Origin of the sequence: Mesorhizobium sp. B2-8-5, from assembly GCF_006440675.2 — a bacterium.
Lineage (GTDB): Bacteria > Pseudomonadota > Alphaproteobacteria > Rhizobiales > Rhizobiaceae > Mesorhizobium.
Genome location: NZ_CP083951.1, coordinates 4,331,847 through 4,348,077 on the forward strand (window position 1 = coordinate 4,331,847; position 16,231 = coordinate 4,348,077).

The window sequence follows — 16,231 nt, forward strand, 5'->3', positions numbered from 1 at the left end:
CTTGCCGACACAATGGCAAGCAGAATGAGATAGTTGAGGTTAATTCCAGTTGTGCGGTTATCAGGCTGGACTTTTTTCCGCAACGTCAAAAAAGGCCTGCCGCAACGAAAGTGTCATGGAACCAGGATGTCCATTTGCGATCGGCGCGCCGTCAATTTCGACCACCGGCATGGCGATTGTGGTCGCCGAACTGATGAACGCTTCCCTGGCCGCCTTGGCCTCGGTGACCGAAAAACCACGTTCTTCGATCTTGAGGCCGAGCTTTGCGGCGACGTCGAAAAGCGTCGTGCGGGTGATGCCGCGCAGGATGCCGTGCTCGGCCGGCCGGGTCACCAGGACGCCGTCCCGGGTGACGATCCAGGCGTTGGACGAGCCGCCTTCCTTGACGTTGCCGTCGGTGTCGACGAACCAGGCTTCCTGGGCGCCGGCTTCCTTGGCCTTCTGCTTGGCGAGCACATTGGGCAAGAGGCCCGTGCTCTTGATGTCGACGCGGTCCCAGCGATTCTCGGGCACCGTGATGACCTTGATGCCGGCTTCCACCCGCTTCGCCGCCGCGGCCGGATCGGCCTTTCTGGCGGTTATGACCAGGGAAGGCCTCGTGCCTGCCGGCGGAAACACGAACTCACGGCTGGCGACGCCGCGTGTCACCTGCACATAGACAAGGCCGTTGATGACGCCGTTGCGATTGACCACCTCGCGCAGCAGCATCGGCAGGACGCCTTCCGAGACCGGCCAGGCGATCGACAGTTCCTTGAGCGAGCGCTTGAGCCGGGCAAGATGGCGCGGCATATCGACGATATGGCCGCGCGCCACTTCGCAGACCTCATAGACGCCGTCCGCGAACTGGTAGCCACGGTCCTCAATATGGACGCTGGCTTGGGCATGGACGACATAGCGCCCGTTGACATAGGCAATGCGCGGCATGGGCATCCTCAGGGAAATATCAGGCTTTCTTAGGCGATTCCGCCCCCGCCGTAATGAACAATCGCGTGGGCCAAGCCGGCCCTGGCAAGCCGGCCCTGGGGAGTCTTACGCCGGACGGACAGCTACGGCGAAACCGCCGAGCCTAACCGCTGCGCACCTTTCCTGGAATTGCTTTACACACCCAGCGACTTCAGCTTGCGGTGGAGCGCCGAGCGTTCCATGCCGATGAACTCGGCCGTCTTCGAGATGTTGCCGCCGAAGCGGTTGATCTGGGCGATCAGATAGTCCTTCTCGAATTGCTCGCGGGCCTCGCGCAACGGCAGCGCCATGATGTGCTGGTCCGACTGGTTGGGCGTGCGTGGCATCACGTCGCCGATCTCGGAGGGCAGAAGATCGGCGGTGATCGGCGCATCGGCCTCTTCGCCGCGCGCCAGAATCATCAATCGCTCGACATTGTTGCGCAGTTGGCGAACGTTGCCCGGCCAGTTATGCGCCTGCAGCACGGCCAGCGCATCGTCGCCGATGCGGCGCGGCTTGATGCCGGCCTGGCGCGCGATCTGCTTCATGAAATTGTCGACGAGATAGGGAATGTCCTCGCGCCGCTCGGCGAGCCCCGGCACGATGACCGGAACCACCGCCAGGCGATGGTAAAGGTCCTCGCGGAAGCGGCCGTCGGCGATCATCGCTTCGAGATTCTGCGAGGTCGAAGAGATGATGCGGACATCGACCTTGACGCGCTTGGTGCCGCCTACCCGCTCGAATTGCTGCTCGACCAGCACGCGCAGGATCTTGTTTTGGGTTTCGCGCGGCATATCGGCGACTTCGTCGATGTAGAGGATGCCGCGATGCGCCTCTTCCAGCGCGCCGACCTTGCGCTCGGTGCCGTTCGATTCTGTACCGAACAGCTCGATCTCCATGCGTTCGGGCGTGATGGTGGCCGCGCTCAGCGTCACGAACGGACCGGTCTTGCGCGACGAAAGCGTGTGGATGGCGCGCGCCGTCAGTTCCTTGCCGGAGCCTGAGGGACCGACGATCATGACGCGGCTGTTGGTGGGCGCGACGCGCTCGATGGTCTGCCGCAGCTGGCTCATCGCCGACGACATGCCGATCAGGTCGAAGGTCTCGCCGCTGCGCTGCTTGAGGTCGGAAACCTCACGCCGCAGCTTGGACGTCTCCAGCGCGCGCTCTGCGACCAGGATGAGGCGATCGGCCTTGAACGGCTTCTCGATGAAGTCGTATGCGCCGCGCCGGATGGCCGACACCGCCGTCTCGATGTTGCCGTGGCCGGAAATCATCACCACCGGCATGTTCGGGTGCATGGTCTTGATCTCGTCGAGCAACGCCAAGCCGTCGAGGCGCGAACCCTGCAGCCAGATGTCGAGGAAAATCAGCCGCGGCGCGCGATCGGCGATCGCCGCGAGCGCGCTGTCGGCATCATGCGCCGTGCGTGTTTCATGACCCTCGTCGCTCAGGATACCGGCGACAAGTTCGCGGATGTCTTCCTCGTCATCGACGATGAGAATGTCAGACGCCATTACCGACCTTTTCAGTTTCTCTTTCGTGTTCGCTTCGACCTTCACCGCGTGGCGGCGCGGCTACGATCATCGCCGGGGGCAGGATGATCGAGATCATCGCGCCCCGGCCGCCATGGAAATCCGCTGGCGCGTCGTGCAATTCGAGACGGCCGCCATGGTCTTCCACGATCTTCTTGACGATAGCGAGACCAAGCCCGGTGCCCTTCTCGCGTGTCGTCATATAGGGCTCGAGAAGCCTTTGACGATTCTCGCGCGGCAGCCCCTTGCCGTTATCGATAACGTCGATTCGTATGGCGCCATCTTGGCGCCCGGCCTGAATCCGGATTGTGCCGTCCGAACGGTCTTGCGCATCAAGTCCGTCGATCGCCTCGGCCGCGTTCTTGATGACGTTGCCGAAGGCCTGCGCCATCAGGCGGCTGTCGAAAGTGCCTTTCAACGGCTCGCTGCCGAAATCACGTTCGAAGGCGATGTCGGAGCGGCTGACCTCGACCAGGAAAGACGCCTCGCGCAGCGATTCACGCAGGTCGATAGCCTTCATCTCGGGCTTCGGCATGCGGGCAAAGGCCGAGAACTCGTCGACCATGCGGCCGATGTCCTCGACCTGGCGGATGATGGTATCGGTGCACTGGTCGAAGACCTCGCGGTCCTCGGTGATGACCTTGCCGTAGCGGCGCTTGATGCGCTCGGCTGAAAGCTGGATCGGCGTCAGCGGGTTCTTGATCTCATGCGCGATGCGCCGCGCGACGTCGGCCCAGGCCGACGAGCGCTGCGCCTGGACGAGATCGGTGATGTCGTCGACCGTGACCACATAGGATTTCTCTTCCTCGCCGTCGTCAGCGGCTTCGACGGTGACCTGGACATTGAAGGTGCGCTCCAGACCGCTGCGGAAGAAGGTCACCTGCTCGCGATAGACCGGCTTGCCGGACTGCCGCCCGATCTCGAAGACGCGGCCGACAAGCGGCAGGACCGCCGAAAGGTTCTGGCCGAGCGTCGCATTTGCCGAAATCGCCAGCATGGTTTCGGCCGAGCGATTGACGATGGTGATGATGCCGTAAGGGTCGACGCCGATGACGCCGGCGGTGACACCGGCCAGCACGGCCTCGGAGAAGCGCCGCCGCTCGTCGATCAGATCCTTGGCCGAGAGCAGCTCGTTGCGCTGCGATTTGAGCTCCAGGATCATGTTGTTGAAGGTTTCGCCGAGCGAGGCGACGTCGCCATCGGACTGGCGCACCGTAACGGCAGCGTCGAGATTGCCGGTCGCCACCTCGTCAGCGGCGCCGATCAGCTGGCGGATCGGTCGCACGATCCGGTCGGCGACCGCGATGCCGGTCCAGATAGCCGAGAGCGTGATGATCAGCGTGAGCGACAGATAGGGCAGCGCGAAGGCGACCTGCGAGGTCCGGCGGTTGTCCTCAAGATTGCGGTATTCGTCGGTGTTGGACCTGACGATCTGGCGCGCCTTGATCACGTCGGGATCGACGAGCCGGATCGTATACAGGTAAAGCCCTTCGATCTCCCGCAGCTTGATGATGGCGCCCATGATGTTGCGGGTGCGCGGCTCGATCAGCACCGGCTTGCCGTCGGACGCGGTGTCGACAGCGCCCGAGGGCGGCTCTGGCATGGGAAAGTCGGCGTCGGTCTTGGCGTTCATGACGAACGAGCCATCCGGCTTGATCAGGGCCGCATGCGCCAGTCCGCGCCCGACGGCTTCCTTGTTCAACAGGTCGAGGAAACCGCCTCGGTCGAGGCCGTAGAGCGTGCGCGAGGCGTCGAGATCGTACGCCATGGACAATGTCGTGCCCTGCAGGTTGCGCGCGTTCTCCTGCACATAGGCGTCGGCAATCGACAGCGACGAGTTGACGATCGTCTTGGTGCGGATTTCGAACCAGCGGTCGAGGCCGATGTCGAGCGTGATCGAGGCGATGATCGCCACCATGATGGCCGGAATGGCGGCAACCAGCGCGAACATGGCGACGATGCGCACATGCAGCCGCGAGGCGGCCCTGCCATGGCGCCGCGCCAGGACGATGCGGCGCACCTCGCGGGCGATCAAGGCGATGAGGAACAGGACAAAGACGGCATTGGCCGCGATCAAGGCCCAGGTCGCGTGGGCCGTCGGCGCGATCGGCGTTGCGCCGACCAGGATCGCGAACGAGATCGCCGCCGTGATCATCGCGCCGGCAATCGCGACGACGCCCGGCAACGCCAGCAACCGTCGCCCGTCGCGCGCGCCGGTCTGGTTGAAAAGCGGTTGGTTCAGGGTCGGAGCCTCAGCTGCCATGTCGCGGTACAGAGTCGATCATCGCGTCGGATGTATGCAACGCATTGTGGCGATTATGCAACAAGTGTGGCCGGGAAGATAATCTTTCCCAGACAAAATTCACCGAAGGGACGAGGTGACGCTACGGCTGCCTGGCCGATTTGTAGACGTTGACGCCGAGTTCGCGGATCTTCTTGCGCAGCGTGTTGCGGTTGAGCCCCAAAAGTTCCGCCGCCTTGATCTGGTTGCCGCGCGTCGCCGTCATCGAAGCCAGCACCAGCGGATACTCGACCTCGGCAAGAATGCGCTGGTAGAGCCCGGCCGGCGGCAATTCGCCGGCGAAGGAGGCGAAATATCGCTGCAGGAAGTGCTCGACTGCCTGGCCGATCGACAGATCGTCGGGGATGAGCGCGCCGCCGTCGGGCACGACCGGCCTTTCGCCGGTTTTCAGCTCGGATTCAATGATCTCCGACGAAATTTCGTCCTGCGAGTAGAGGGCGGCCAGCCGGCGCACCAGGTTTTCCAGCTCGCGCACGTTGCCCGGCCAGGGGTAGCGCTTCATGAGCTCGATGCCGCCGGACGAAATGCGCTTGGTCTGCAAGCCCTCGCTGGCGCCCTGCTTGAAGAAGTGCCGCACCAGATCGGGGATGTCCTCGGAACGCTCGCGCAGCGCCGGCAGCCTCAGCGGCACGACATTGAGGCGATAGAACAGGTCCTCGCGGAAGAGGCCCTGGTTGATGAGCGTGCGCAGATCCTTGTTTGTAGCCGCGACGATACGCACGTCGGTCTTGATCGGCGTGCGGCCGCCGACCGTGGTGTATTCACCCTGCTGCAGCACGCGCAGCAGCCGGGTCTGCGCTTCCATCGGCATGTCGCCGATCTCATCGAGGAACAGCGTGCCGCCCTCGGCCTGTTCAAAACGGCCGCTGGAGCGATTTTGTGCCCCGGTGAAGGCGCCCTTCTCGTGGCCGAACAGTTCCGATTCAATCAGGTCGCGCGGAATCGCCGCCATGTTGATGGCCACGAACGGGCCGCCGCGGCGGCGGCCATATTCATGCAGCGCGCGCGCCACCAGCTCCTTGCCGGTGCCGGACTCGCCGCTGATCATGACCGTGAGGTCGGTCTGCATCATGCGCGCCAGCATGCGGTAGATATCCTGCATGGCGGCGGAGCGGCCGACCAGCGGCATCGTCTCCGGCTGGTCTTCCGCGCGGGCATCGAGCTTCGGCCGCTTCGGCTCGGCCAGCGCCCGGTTGACGATGTTGAGCAGCTCCGTCAGGTCGAACGGCTTCGGCAGATATTCGTAGGCGCCGGTCTCGGAGGCGCGGATGGCGGTCATGAACGTGTTTTGCGCGCTCATGACGATGACCGGCAGCTCGGGCCGCGCCTTCTTGATGCGCGGCAGCATGTCGAAGGCGTTTTCGTCCGGCATCACCACATCGGTGATGACCAGATCGCCCTCGCCCGCCGCAACCCAGCGCCACAGCGTCGAGGCATTGGAGGTGACGCGCACCTCGTGGCCGACCCGCGACAGCGCCTGGTTGAGCACGGTGCGGATGGCCGCATCGTCGTCGGCGACGAGAATATTGCCGCGAGCGGTCATGTGCGGTCTCCTTCAGCTTCCTCGCCTGCGCCGGGCGCGGTCTCCTTCCAGGCCGGAAGCAGGATGCGGAATGTCGTCCCGCGCGGCGTCGAATCGCATTCGATGATGCCGCCATGCTCGCCGACGATCTTGGCTACCAGCGCCAGCCCAAGTCCTGAGCCATTGGGTTTGGTGGTGATGAACGGATCAAACAGGATCGGCAGGATGTCCTCGGAGACGCCAGGCCCGTTGTCATGCACGCAGAACTCCAGCGGCAACGAGACGCGGTCCTGCGTCCCGGGCACGGAAACGCGGATGCCAGGGCGGAAAGCCGTCGAGAGCATGATCTCGCCCTGCGGGTCGGCGCCGATCGCCTCGGCGGCGTTCTTCACCAGATTGAGGAAGACCTGGATCAGTTGGTCGCGGTTGGCGAAGACCGGAGGCAATGATGGATCATATTCCTCCAAGATCTTGATCCGCCTTGCAAAACCATTCTTGGCAATCGCCTTCACATGATCGAGCACGACGTGGATGTTGACCGGATAGCGCTCGATCGGCCGCTCGTCGGAAAACACCTCCATGCGGTCGACCAACGAGACGATGCGGTCAGTCTCGTCGGTGATCAGGCGGGTCAGCGCGCGGTCCTCGTCGGAAGCGGAAAGCTCGAGCAATTGAGCGGCGCCGCGGATGCCGGAGAGCGGGTTCTTGATCTCATGCGCCAGCATGGCGGCCAGGCCAGTGACGGAGCGCGCAGCACCCCGATGCGTCATCTGGCGGTCGATCTTGTCGGCCATCGACCGTTCCTGGAACATGACCACGATCGAGCCGGGAAACTCCGGCACCGGCGCGACATAGAGGTCGACCATCTTCTCGATGCCGAGGCGCGGCGACGAGACGTCGACGCGGTATTCGTTGACCGGCGCGCGGCGTTCGCGCACCTGGTCGACCAGCGTCAGCAACGGGCTGCCGAAGGGCACCAGCTTGGACAGCGTGTTGCGGGCGAGCATGGTCGCGCTGGAGCGGAAGAAGTCCTCGGCATCGGCATTGGCAAAAGTGATAAAGCCGTCGAGGTCGACCATGATGACCGGGCGGCGGATGGTGTTGAGCACGATATTGGCGGCATCCGCCATATCGGCCGGCTGGGGAACGTTGGCCTTCATGCCGCGCTCCGCAGGCTGATCGAGGACAAGCTGTCAGTGAACGCGCGGCGCAGCTCGGCGACGACTTCCCGCGGGTCGAAGGAAGTCAGAATGCGTTTGCGCTGCTCGGCTGAAACATCGGCCGTATGGCGGTCAAGATACCAGCCGAGATGCTTGCGCGCCTGGCGCAGGCCGCTTTCGATACCGTAGAGCGAGAGCATGTCCTCGTAGTGGGACACGACGTAGTCGGCGAGCGCCCGCGGCATGCGCGGAATTGCTTGCGCGCTTGCACCGGCGGCGGTTGTGGCAATGTCACCAGCGATCCATGGTGCGCCATAGTGCGCGCGGCCGATCATCACCGCGTCTGCTCCGGACTGTTCGAGGATTGTCGCCGCCTCTTCCGGCGAGCCGACATCGCCATTGGCCACCACGGGTATCGATACAACTTCCTTGACGCGCGCAATGGCACGCCAGTCGGCCTTGCCCTGGTAGAACTGGCAGCGCGTGCGGCCATGCACTGTTACCATCTTGACGCCAGCCTGTTCGGCGCGGCGGGCCAGCATCGGCGCGTTGAGCGCGCTTTCGTCCCAGCCGAGCCGCATCTTGACCGTCACCGGCACCGAGACTGCGCCGACCACCGCCTCGATCAGCGACAGCGCATGGTCGAGGTCGCGCATCAGCGCCGAACCGGCATAGCCGCCGGTCACCTTCTTCGCAGGGCAGCCCATGTTGATGTCGATGATATCGGCGCCCTCGCCCGCCGCTATGCGCGCGCCCTCGCCCATATCGATAACTTCGCGTCCGGCCAACTGAACCATATGCACCGGCAGGCCGGAATGGCGGATGCGCAGGTCGCAGCCGGCCCTGCCCTTGGCCAGTTCGCCGCTTGCCACCATTTCCGATACGACCAGCCCCGCGCCATGCGCGTGGGCGCGCTGCCGGAACGGCTCGTCGGTGATGCCCGACATCGGCGCCAGGAAAACGCGATTGCGGATTCTCACGCCGCCGACATCGAGTGGCGATGCCAAAGTGGTCAGTTCAACCATGCACAAAAACCAAGCATGTTCAATCGTTGCACATTCTCTAGCCAGAAGTGTGGCATTGTGCAACGCGCAATGACGTCACATTAAGGCGCATTTTGGAAAATGCTGGCCTTCGGCCATCACGCCGACTAGGACCGATCGGAATGAGCGAGGCAAGCGAAAAGCAAGCGGCGGGCCCAAGCGGTGGGATCGGGGTGGTGATCGTCGCCGCCGGACGCGGCGCGCGCGCCGGACAGGCCGACGGTCCGAAGCAATATCAGCGCATCGGCGGCCGTGCCGTCATCGCGCATACATTGGATATCTTCCTCTCGCATCCAATGATCGGCCCGGTGGTCGTGGCGATCCATGCCGACGATGCCGAACTCTTCCAACGCGCGGCCGAGGCGCATGGCGATCGTCTTGTCGCCGTGATCGGCGGCCCTTCGCGCCAGGCTTCCGTCCGGCTCGGCCTCATGGCGCTGAGGGACCAGGCACCCGCAAAAGTGCTGGTGCACGATGCCGTACGCCCGTTCGTCGACGCCGGGCTGATCGACCGCACCATCGAGGCGATCGGCGAGCGCCAGGGCGCGCTGCCGGCGCTGCCCGTCGCCGATACGCTGAAGCGGGAATCGGCTGCCGGCATGATCGATGAGACGGTGTCGAGAGCCGGCCTTCATGCGGCGCAGACGCCGCAGGGCTTTCCGTTCTGGCCGCTGCTCGCCGCGCACGAAAAGGCGCATCATTTGGGGAAAACGGAATTCACCGACGACGCGGCGATCGCCGAATGGGCGCAGATACCGGTCAAGATCGTTCCGGGATCGCCGGACAACGTCAAACTCACCTGGGCAAGGGATATTGCATTGGCCGACCAGCGGCTCTTGAGCGCGCAGCAGCGCTTCCCGGATATTCGCACCGGCAATGGCTACGACGTGCACGCCTTCGAGCCCGGCGACCATGTAACGCTCTGTGGCGTCGCCATTCCCTACGAGCGAAAACTGTCCGGCCATTCGGACGCCGATGTCGGGCTGCATGCGCTGACCGACGCGTTGCTTGCCACCTGCGGCGCCGGCGACATAGGCACGCATTTCCCGCCGTCCGACCCGCAATGGAAGGGAGCGGCCTCGAAGATCTTCGTCGAGCACGCGGCAAAGCTGGTGCGCGAGCGTGGCGGCCGCATCGCCAATGCCGACATCACGTTGATCTGCGAGGCGCCGCGCGTCGGGCCGCATCGCGCCGCGATGACGGAGGCGCTTTCGGCCATGCTCGGCATCGCGCGCGAGCGTATTTCGATCAAGGCGACAACCAACGAGAAGCTGGGCTTTGTCGGGCGTGGCGAAGGCATCGCCGCGATCGCCACCGCCAGCGTCGTCTACCCGGGAGAGGTGCCGGCATGAGCAACGCCGAACTCGCTATCGCTTTGCTCCAGGCCTGTCAGCAGCGCGGCATCATGCTGGCGACGGCCGAAAGCTGCACCGGCGGCCTGATCATCGCGGCGCTGACCGACATTGCCGGGTCCTCTGCCGTGGTCGACCGCGGCTTCATCACCTATTCCAACGAAGCCAAGATGGAGATGCTCGGCGTCTCCGCCGCCACGCTCGATGCGCATGGCGCGGTCTCGCGCGAGACGGTTCTGGAAATGGCGGCGGGCGCGCTGGCGCATTCGCAGGCAAGCCTGTCGCTCGCCGTCACCGGCATTGCCGGCCCCAGCGGCGGCTCGGCCGACAAGCCGGTCGGTCTTGTCTGGTTCGGGATAGCGCTTGCCGGACAGCCGGTTATCGCCGAGCGGCAGCTGTTCGGTCACAAGGGCCGCGAATTCATCCGGCACGAGACGGTGCGGCACGCGCTGCAACTCGGACTGCGCGCGCTCGGTGAGCGTTAGACTTGCTTCACCCCATAGATGACGTCTGCCCGTTTCTCGAAGGCTTCCGAGAACATGCGGAAGGCGCGATCGAACATCGTGCCCATCACCGCGCCCAGGATGCGGCTCTTGAATTCGTAATCGATGAAGAAATGCACCTCGCAGCCGCTGCCAGCGGGATCGAAGCGCCAGATATTGCTGAGATATTTGAACGGACCGTCGATGTATTTGACATCGATGGCATGCTCGGCCGGATTGAGCAGCACCTGCGTGGTAAAGGTCTCGCGGATCGCCTTGTAGCCGATGCTCATGTCGGCAACCAGGATGGTGCGGCCGTCGCGCTCCTTGCGAGAGCGCACGGTGAGCGACTCACAGAGCGGCAGGAATTGCGGATAGGCCTCGATGTCCGCAACCAGCGCGAACATCTCTTGCGGCGTGTGCGCGACGCGGCGTGTCGCCTCGAATTTCGGCATTGAAGGTCAGCTGGCCTTCGCGAGCTGCGCCTCGCGCGCCGCGCGCAACCTGGCGAAATCCTCGCCGGCGTGATGCGAGGAGCGGGTCAGCGGGCTCGAAGCCATCAGAAGGAAGCCCTTGGTCTTGCCTATCGTCTCATAGGACTTGAACTCGTCCGGCGGGATGAAGCGGATCACCGGATGGTGCTTCTTCGAGGGCTGCAGGTACTGGCCGATGGTCATGAAGTCGACATTGGCCGAACGCAGATCGTCCATCAATTGCAGCACCTCGTTCCGCTCCTCGCCGAGGCCGACCATGATGCCGGATTTGGTGAAGATCGACGGGTCGAGTTCCTTGACCCGCTGCAAAAGCCGGATCGAATGGAAATAACGCGCGCCGGGACGGACCGTCAGGTAGTTCGACGGCACGGTTTCGAGATTGTGGTTGAAGACGTCGGGCTTGGCCGCAACGACGATCTCCAGCGCGCCATCCTTGCGCAGGAAGTCGGGCGTCAGGATCTCGATCGTCGTCGAGGGTGTCGCCGCGCGGATGGCGCGGATGACGTCGGCGAAATGCTGCGCGCCGCCATCGGCCAAGTCGTCGCGGTCGACGGACGTGATGACGACGTGGCTCAGCCCCATCTGCTTGACGGCGTGCGCGACGCGCGCCGGCTCATCCGCATCGAGCGCGGTCGGGATACCGGTCGCGACATTGCAGAAGGCGCAGGCGCGCGTGCAAATCTCGCCCATGATCATGAAGGTGGCGTGCTTCTTGTCCCAGCACTCGCCGATATTCGGGCAGCCGGCCTCCTCGCACACCGTCACCAGCTTGTGCGACTTCACGATCTCGCGCGTTTCGGCATAGCCCTTGGAAACCGGCGCCTTGACGCGGATCCAGTCGGGCTTGCGCAACACCTCCTGGTCGGGCCGGTGCGCCTTCTCGGGATGCCGCGGGCGCGGCCGGTTGGCGATCGTGTCTACGACTGTGACCATCTCAAACCCTTCGCGGCCGCGATTTCGCCAGCCACCTGTCTTTCGTCATCTAGGACTTTTCGAGGCAAAGAAAAAGGCCGTGGCAGCGCATGCCGCCACAGCCTTTTCGCATAGCGGTTCAGCGGCGAACGAGCCGTCCGACGAAGATCAGCAGGCAGGCACCTATGAAGCCGGTGATCAGATAGGCCACCCAGCCGGCACCGAAGGCCCCGATATTGAGGGCCTGCAGGATCGCGTTCAGCACCACGGCGCCGACAATGCCCATGATGATGTTCATGACGATGCCAGTGTTGCTCTTCATGACCATCTCGGCGAACCAGCCCGCCAGACCGCCGACGATGATGGCTGTAATCCAGCCGACGCCATTCATATGCATATGCCAATTCCTCCTCGATCAGGTGAAGATGCATCCGGATACGAACTGCCTTGCCGTCAGCTTTCTCCGGCTGCCGCGAGTGAGTCTCGCCCGACCAATTTAGCATGGATTGACCGTCTATCACCGATTGGTGATCTGTCACCGGTTCTTGTCATGCGTTCAAAGCGCGGCCATAGGCGTCGAGCACGCTCTCCTTCATCATTTCCGACAACGTCGGATGCGGGAAGATCGTGTGCATCAGCTCTTCCTCGGTGGTCTCCAGGTTCATCGCCACGACAAAACCCTGGATGAGCTCGGTCACCTCGGCACCGACCATATGCGCGCCGAGAAGCTGGCCCGTCTTCTTGTCGAAGATGGTCTTGACGAAGCCCTGATCCTCGCCGAGCGCGATGGCCTTGCCGTTGGCGCTGAAGGGGAAGCGGCCGACGCGGATATCCTTGCCTTCAGCCTTGGCCTTGGCTTCCGTCAAGCCAACGGACGCAACCTGCGGGCTGCAATAGGTGCAGCCGGGGATCTTCAGCTTGTCGGTGGCATGCACGCCCGGAAAATTGGCTATTTTCTCGATGCAGACGACGCCTTCATGCTCGGCCTTGTGGGCAAGCATCGGCGGTCCGGCAACGTCGCCGATGGCGTAGACGCCGGGCACATTGGTCTTGCCGTAGCCATCGACGACGACGCAGCCGCGGTCCGTCTTCACGCCGAGCGCTTCCAGGCCAAGATTTTCGATGTTGCCCTGCACGCCGACGGCAGAGATCATCCGGTCGGCGGTGATCTTCTCGACCTTGCCGTCCTTCATCTCGACATGCGCGGTGACCGAATTGGCGCCCTTTTCGACCTTGGTCACCTTGGCCTCGAGGAGTATCTTCATCCCCTGCTTCTCGAACTGCTTCTGCGCGAATTTCGAGACCTCGGCGTCCTCGACCGGCATCACCGCGGGCAGCAGCTCGACCACCGTCACATCGGCGCCCATGGTGCGGTAGAAGGAAGCGAATTCGATGCCGATGGCGCCCGAACCCATCACCAGCAGCGATTTCGGCATTTCCTTCGGCACCATCGCCTCGAAATAGGTCCAGATCAGCTTGCCGTCCGGCTCGATGCCGGGCAGCGCGCGCGGCCTTGCGCCGGTCGCGAGAATAATGTGCTTGGCAGTGTAGGTGCCCTCGCCCTTGACGCCTTTCGGCACCGGCGGCTGCGGCTCCATCGCCTTCTTCGCGGTCTTCGAAACGACGACCTCGCCCGGTTTGTCACCGGCAGGAGCCTTCGAAAGCTTCGCCTCGCCCCAGATCACGTCGACCTTGTTCTTCTTCATCAGGAAGCCGACGCCGGTGTTCAGCCTGAGCGACACTTTTCGCGAACGGTCGACCACGGCTGATGTGTCAGGGCTGACCTTGCCGCCTTCGAGCTTCAGGCCGTAGTCCTTGAGGTGGTCGGAATAATGCATGATCTCGGCCGAGCGCAGCAGCGCCTTGGTCGGGATGCAGCCCCAGTTCAGGCAGATGCCGCCAAGATGCTCACGCTCGACGATCGCCGTCTTGAAGCCGAGCTGGGCGGAACGCACCGCCGTGACATAGCCGCCGGGACCTGAGCCGATGATGATGACGTCGTAGGATTCAGCCACGGGTTTTCTTTCTAAGGGTTAGAGTGAGAGCATGATGCGCACGAGCGGCGCCAAAGCCCGGCCGATCCGCCGCGTGTTTTCCGCATCGAGATGGACGCCGTCGAGCGGCGTGGTGGCAGCGACGGTGCCGGCATCGAAGAAGCCGCAGCCGGCCTCGTCGGCAAGTGCCGAATATTGCGGCGCCAGCCGCTTGGAGGCGTCGTCGCCGCCGGCGAACATTTCCTTGAATTCCGCATTGTCGGTGCGCGTTACCGCCGGCGGAGCGACGATCAGGATCTGCGGCGTATCCCAGTCGAACGGATAGTCGTGGCCGCGCACGATATCGATCAGGCGCTGCATGCCCTGCTTGGCGGCAACCGGATTGCCGTGGATCCACGGCTTCATGTCGTTGGAGCCGAGCATGATGATGACGAGATCAAGCGGCGCATGGCTGGTCAGGACCGTCGGGAGGACGCGGGCGCCATTGCGGTCGGCGCCGGCCAGATGGTCGTCGAAGGCCGTGGTGCGGCCGTTGAGGCCTTCGGCGATGACCTCGACGTCGTCGCCGAGCTCGACCTCGAGCACGCTCGGCCAGCGGTCTGCCAGCGCATGGCGGCCGAGGCTGGCGGCATCATAGCCCCAGGTCAGGGAGTCGCCGTAGCACAGAATTGTCTTCACGCCTTCGCCCCGCCTCTACCAAAACCTGTCCGGACATGCCCCACCCGCCAGTGCACGAAGAGCCACTGCACGATGATCGTGACGATGCCTGGCAATATCAGCCCGGCCACCATCGGCCCGTCGCGCTTCATTACATCCTTGCTGGCATCCGTATGGAGCACCAGGCCGACCAGCAGGATGAGCAACACGGCGAATACGATCAGCGACCACTTTCCCGCCTTGGCGACGGCCATGACCGGATCGACCATGAACTGCGCCATGAAGAAGACGACAGTGACGACAGCGGTCACCAACACCGAGACCATGAAAACGACGATGTATTCTTCCTCGGCACCGGTGGCGACGGCGAGTTCCTGAGCCACCAGCCCGCCGGCGAAGCCGGAAAGGACGAAGGCGAAAAGGCTGGTGAAGAATTTCCGCACCGCCTTTTCCCTTCTTACACCAGCATGCCCATCGGGTTTTCGATCATGCGCTTGAAGGCGCCGAGCAGTTCGGCTCCGAGCGCGCCGTCGACCGCGCGGTGGTCGGTCGAGAGCGTCACCGACATCACGGTGGCTATTCTGATCTCGCCCTTCTTCACCACCGCCCGCTCCTCGCCGGCGCCGACCGCCAAAATCGTCGCATGCGGCGGGTTGATGACGGCGGCAAAGTCCTTGACGCCGAACATGCCCAGATTGGACACAGCGGTGGTGCCGCCCTGATACTCTTCCGGCTTCAACTTGCGGCTCCTGGCGCGGCTCGCCAGGTCCTTCATCTCGTTGGAGATGACCGACAGCGTCTTTTCATCCGCATGCCGGATGATCGGCGTGATCAGGCCGCCGGGGATCGACACGGCGACGCCGACATCGGCGTGCTTGTGCTTGACCATGGCGCTGTCGGTCCACGACGCATTGGCGTCCGGCACCGCCATCAGCGCCATGGCCATCGCCTTGATGACCATGTCGTTGACGGAGAGCTTGTAGGCCGGGGCTTCGCCCTTGTCGGTCTTCCTCATCGGGGCTGCGGCATTCAACTGCGTGCGCAGCGCCAAGAGCGCATCGAGCTCGCAGTCGAGCGTCAGGTAGAAATGCGGAATGGTGGACTTGGCCTCGACCAGGCGGCGCGCAATCGTCTTGCGCATGTTGTCATGCGGCACGAGCTCGTAGGAGCCTTCGGCGAAAAGCTTCAGCACCTGGTCGTCCGACATCGGCTTGGGTGCTGGGGCCGGAGCGGACGGGGTGCCGGCAGGCGCCTTCGCAGCCGGTGCGGCCTTGGCGCCGCCGGAAGCGATCGCCGCCTCGACGTCGACCTTCACCACGCGGCCATGCGGGCCGGTGCCTGTCACAGCGGACACATCGACGCCGGCATCCTTGGCGATGCGGCGAGCCAGCGGCGATGCGAAGAGGCGATCACCGGCGGCGTGGCCGTTGGCGACGGGAGCCTGCTCGGCCTTCGCCGGCGGGGGCACCGCGGCCGCCGCTGCCGGCTTGGGTGCTTCCTTGGGCGTTTCGGCTTTCGGGGCGTCCGCCTTCGGCGCTTCGGCCTTTGGCGCGGCGTTGCCGCCGCTCTTGGCAGCGGCCGCGGCATCCTCGCCTTCACCAGCCAGGATGGCGATCAGCGCGTTGACCTTGACGCCTTCGGTGCCGGCCGGAACCACCAGCTTGGCGACTGTGCCTTCATCGACGGCTTCGACCTCCATCGTCGCCTTGTCGGTCTCGATCTCGGCGATCACGTCGCCGGGCGAAACCTTATCGCCTTCCTTGACCAGCCACTTGGAAAGATTGCCCTCTTCCATCGTGGGCGAAAGGGCCGGCATGGTGATGTTGATTGGCATTC

The 16,231-nt window shown here is 63.9% G+C and carries 15 protein-coding genes; 2 read left to right on the forward strand and 13 right to left on the reverse strand.

The window, feature by feature from the left end:
- Nucleotides 1–60 precede the first annotated feature (60 nt).
- The 6 genes from FJ430_RS21060 to dusB all read right to left on the reverse strand — a co-directional run bounded on the left by FJ430_RS21060 (nucleotide 61) and on the right by dusB (nucleotide 8,486).
- On the reverse strand, nucleotides 61–924 hold the full coding sequence (locus FJ430_RS21060) for a D-amino-acid transaminase (RefSeq protein ID WP_140708902.1): 864 nt from the start codon (nucleotides 922–924) through the stop codon (nucleotides 61–63).
- Nucleotides 925–1,097: 173 nt separating this feature from the next.
- A complete protein-coding gene (locus tag FJ430_RS21065; protein WP_140646227.1) occupies nucleotides 1,098–2,459 on the reverse strand; it encodes a sigma-54-dependent transcriptional regulator in 1,362 nt (453 codons plus the stop codon).
- The gene (locus tag FJ430_RS21070) at nucleotides 2,449–4,740 is read right to left on the reverse strand and encodes a sensor histidine kinase NtrY-like (protein ID WP_140708900.1); all 2,292 of its coding nucleotides are present in this window, start codon (nucleotides 4,738–4,740) and stop codon (nucleotides 2,449–2,451) included. Before FJ430_RS21070 ends, FJ430_RS21065 begins: the two co-directional genes overlap by 11 nt.
- 121 nt (nucleotides 4,741–4,861) lie before the next feature.
- Nucleotides 4,862–6,322, reverse strand: a complete 1,461-nt coding sequence (gene ntrC / locus FJ430_RS21075; protein WP_140657239.1) for a nitrogen regulation protein NR(I) — start codon at nucleotides 6,320–6,322, stop codon at nucleotides 4,862–4,864.
- A complete protein-coding gene (locus FJ430_RS21080; RefSeq protein WP_140646230.1) occupies nucleotides 6,319–7,461 on the reverse strand; it encodes a two-component system sensor histidine kinase NtrB in 1,143 nt (380 codons plus the stop codon). The genes ntrC and FJ430_RS21080 overlap by 4 nt, the downstream gene beginning before the upstream one ends.
- Nucleotides 7,458–8,486 carry a tRNA dihydrouridine synthase DusB gene (dusB, locus tag FJ430_RS21085; RefSeq protein WP_140708898.1) on the reverse strand — a complete coding sequence of 343 codons (1,029 nt, stop codon included), beginning with the start codon at nucleotides 8,484–8,486 and terminating at the stop codon, nucleotides 7,458–7,460. Before dusB ends, FJ430_RS21080 begins: the two co-directional genes overlap by 4 nt.
- A 140-nt stretch (nucleotides 8,487–8,626) precedes the next feature.
- On the opposite strand from dusB, the gene FJ430_RS21090 reads away from it, so the two are divergent.
- Both FJ430_RS21090 and FJ430_RS21095 read left to right on the forward strand, forming a co-directional pair.
- Nucleotides 8,627–9,856, forward strand: a complete 1,230-nt coding sequence (locus FJ430_RS21090; protein WP_140708896.1) for a bifunctional 2-C-methyl-D-erythritol 4-phosphate cytidylyltransferase/2-C-methyl-D-erythritol 2,4-cyclodiphosphate synthase — start codon at nucleotides 8,627–8,629, stop codon at nucleotides 9,854–9,856.
- Nucleotides 9,853–10,341, forward strand: a complete 489-nt coding sequence (locus tag FJ430_RS21095; protein ID WP_140708894.1) for a CinA family protein — start codon at nucleotides 9,853–9,855, stop codon at nucleotides 10,339–10,341. Before FJ430_RS21090 ends, FJ430_RS21095 begins: the two co-directional genes overlap by 4 nt.
- Here FJ430_RS21095 and FJ430_RS21100 read toward each other — a convergent pair.
- The 7 genes from FJ430_RS21100 to FJ430_RS21130 all read right to left on the reverse strand — a co-directional run bounded on the left by FJ430_RS21100 (nucleotide 10,338) and on the right by FJ430_RS21130 (nucleotide 16,229).
- Nucleotides 10,338–10,793 carry a type II toxin-antitoxin system RatA family toxin gene (locus FJ430_RS21100; protein WP_140708892.1) on the reverse strand — a complete coding sequence of 152 codons (456 nt, stop codon included), beginning with the start codon at nucleotides 10,791–10,793 and terminating at the stop codon, nucleotides 10,338–10,340. The genes FJ430_RS21095 and FJ430_RS21100 overlap by 4 nt on opposite strands.
- 6 nt (nucleotides 10,794–10,799) lie before the next feature.
- Entirely contained in the window at nucleotides 10,800–11,765 is a 966-nt protein-coding gene (lipA, locus tag FJ430_RS21105) for a lipoyl synthase (protein WP_140646235.1), read from the reverse strand.
- Nucleotides 11,766–11,883: 118 nt separating this feature from the next.
- Nucleotides 11,884–12,141, reverse strand: coding sequence for a GlsB/YeaQ/YmgE family stress response membrane protein (locus FJ430_RS21110; RefSeq protein ID WP_140646236.1), 258 nt, complete (start codon nucleotides 12,139–12,141; stop codon nucleotides 11,884–11,886).
- Nucleotides 12,142–12,292: 151 nt separating this feature from the next.
- Nucleotides 12,293–13,759, reverse strand: coding sequence for a dihydrolipoyl dehydrogenase (lpdA, locus tag FJ430_RS21115; protein ID WP_140708890.1), 1,467 nt, complete (start codon nucleotides 13,757–13,759; stop codon nucleotides 12,293–12,295).
- Between the two features lie 18 nt (nucleotides 13,760–13,777).
- Nucleotides 13,778–14,416: an SGNH/GDSL hydrolase family protein gene (locus FJ430_RS21120; RefSeq protein ID WP_140708888.1), complete on the reverse strand. Its 639-nt coding sequence runs from the start codon at nucleotides 14,414–14,416 to the stop codon at nucleotides 13,778–13,780.
- Entirely contained in the window at nucleotides 14,413–14,838 is a 426-nt protein-coding gene (locus FJ430_RS21125) for a hypothetical protein (RefSeq protein WP_140708886.1), read from the reverse strand. Before FJ430_RS21125 ends, FJ430_RS21120 begins: the two co-directional genes overlap by 4 nt.
- 14 nt (nucleotides 14,839–14,852) lie before the next feature.
- A complete protein-coding gene (locus tag FJ430_RS21130) occupies nucleotides 14,853–16,229 on the reverse strand; it encodes a pyruvate dehydrogenase complex dihydrolipoamide acetyltransferase (RefSeq protein WP_140708884.1) in 1,377 nt (458 codons plus the stop codon).
- Nucleotides 16,230–16,231 lie beyond the last annotated feature (2 nt).

Coding starts and splice junctions, on each gene's coding strand:
- FJ430_RS21060 (WP_140708902.1), bottom strand. CDS start 924: ATGCCGCGCATTGCCTATGTCAACGGGCGCTATGTCGTCCATGCCCAA.
- FJ430_RS21065 (WP_140646227.1), bottom strand. CDS start 2,459: ATGGCGTCTGACATTCTCATCGTCGATGACGAGGAAGACATCCGCGAA.
- FJ430_RS21070 (WP_140708900.1), bottom strand. CDS start 4,740: ATGGCAGCTGAGGCTCCGACCCTGAACCAACCGCTTTTCAACCAGACC.
- ntrC (WP_140657239.1), bottom strand. CDS start 6,322: ATGACCGCTCGCGGCAATATTCTCGTCGCCGACGACGATGCGGCCATC.
- FJ430_RS21080 (WP_140646230.1), bottom strand. CDS start 7,461: ATGAAGGCCAACGTTCCCCAGCCGGCCGATATGGCGGATGCCGCCAAT.
- dusB (WP_140708898.1), bottom strand. CDS start 8,486: ATGGTTGAACTGACCACTTTGGCATCGCCACTCGATGTCGGCGGCGTG.
- FJ430_RS21090 (WP_140708896.1), top strand. CDS start 8,627: ATGAGCGAGGCAAGCGAAAAGCAAGCGGCGGGCCCAAGCGGTGGGATC.
- FJ430_RS21095 (WP_140708894.1), top strand. CDS start 9,853: ATGAGCAACGCCGAACTCGCTATCGCTTTGCTCCAGGCCTGTCAGCAG.
- FJ430_RS21100 (WP_140708892.1), bottom strand. CDS start 10,793: ATGCCGAAATTCGAGGCGACACGCCGCGTCGCGCACACGCCGCAAGAG.
- lipA (WP_140646235.1), bottom strand. CDS start 11,765: ATGGTCACAGTCGTAGACACGATCGCCAACCGGCCGCGCCCGCGGCAT.
- FJ430_RS21110 (WP_140646236.1), bottom strand. CDS start 12,141: ATGCATATGAATGGCGTCGGCTGGATTACAGCCATCATCGTCGGCGGT.
- FJ430_RS21130 (WP_140708884.1), bottom strand. CDS start 16,229: ATGCCAATCAACATCACCATGCCGGCCCTTTCGCCCACGATGGAAGAG.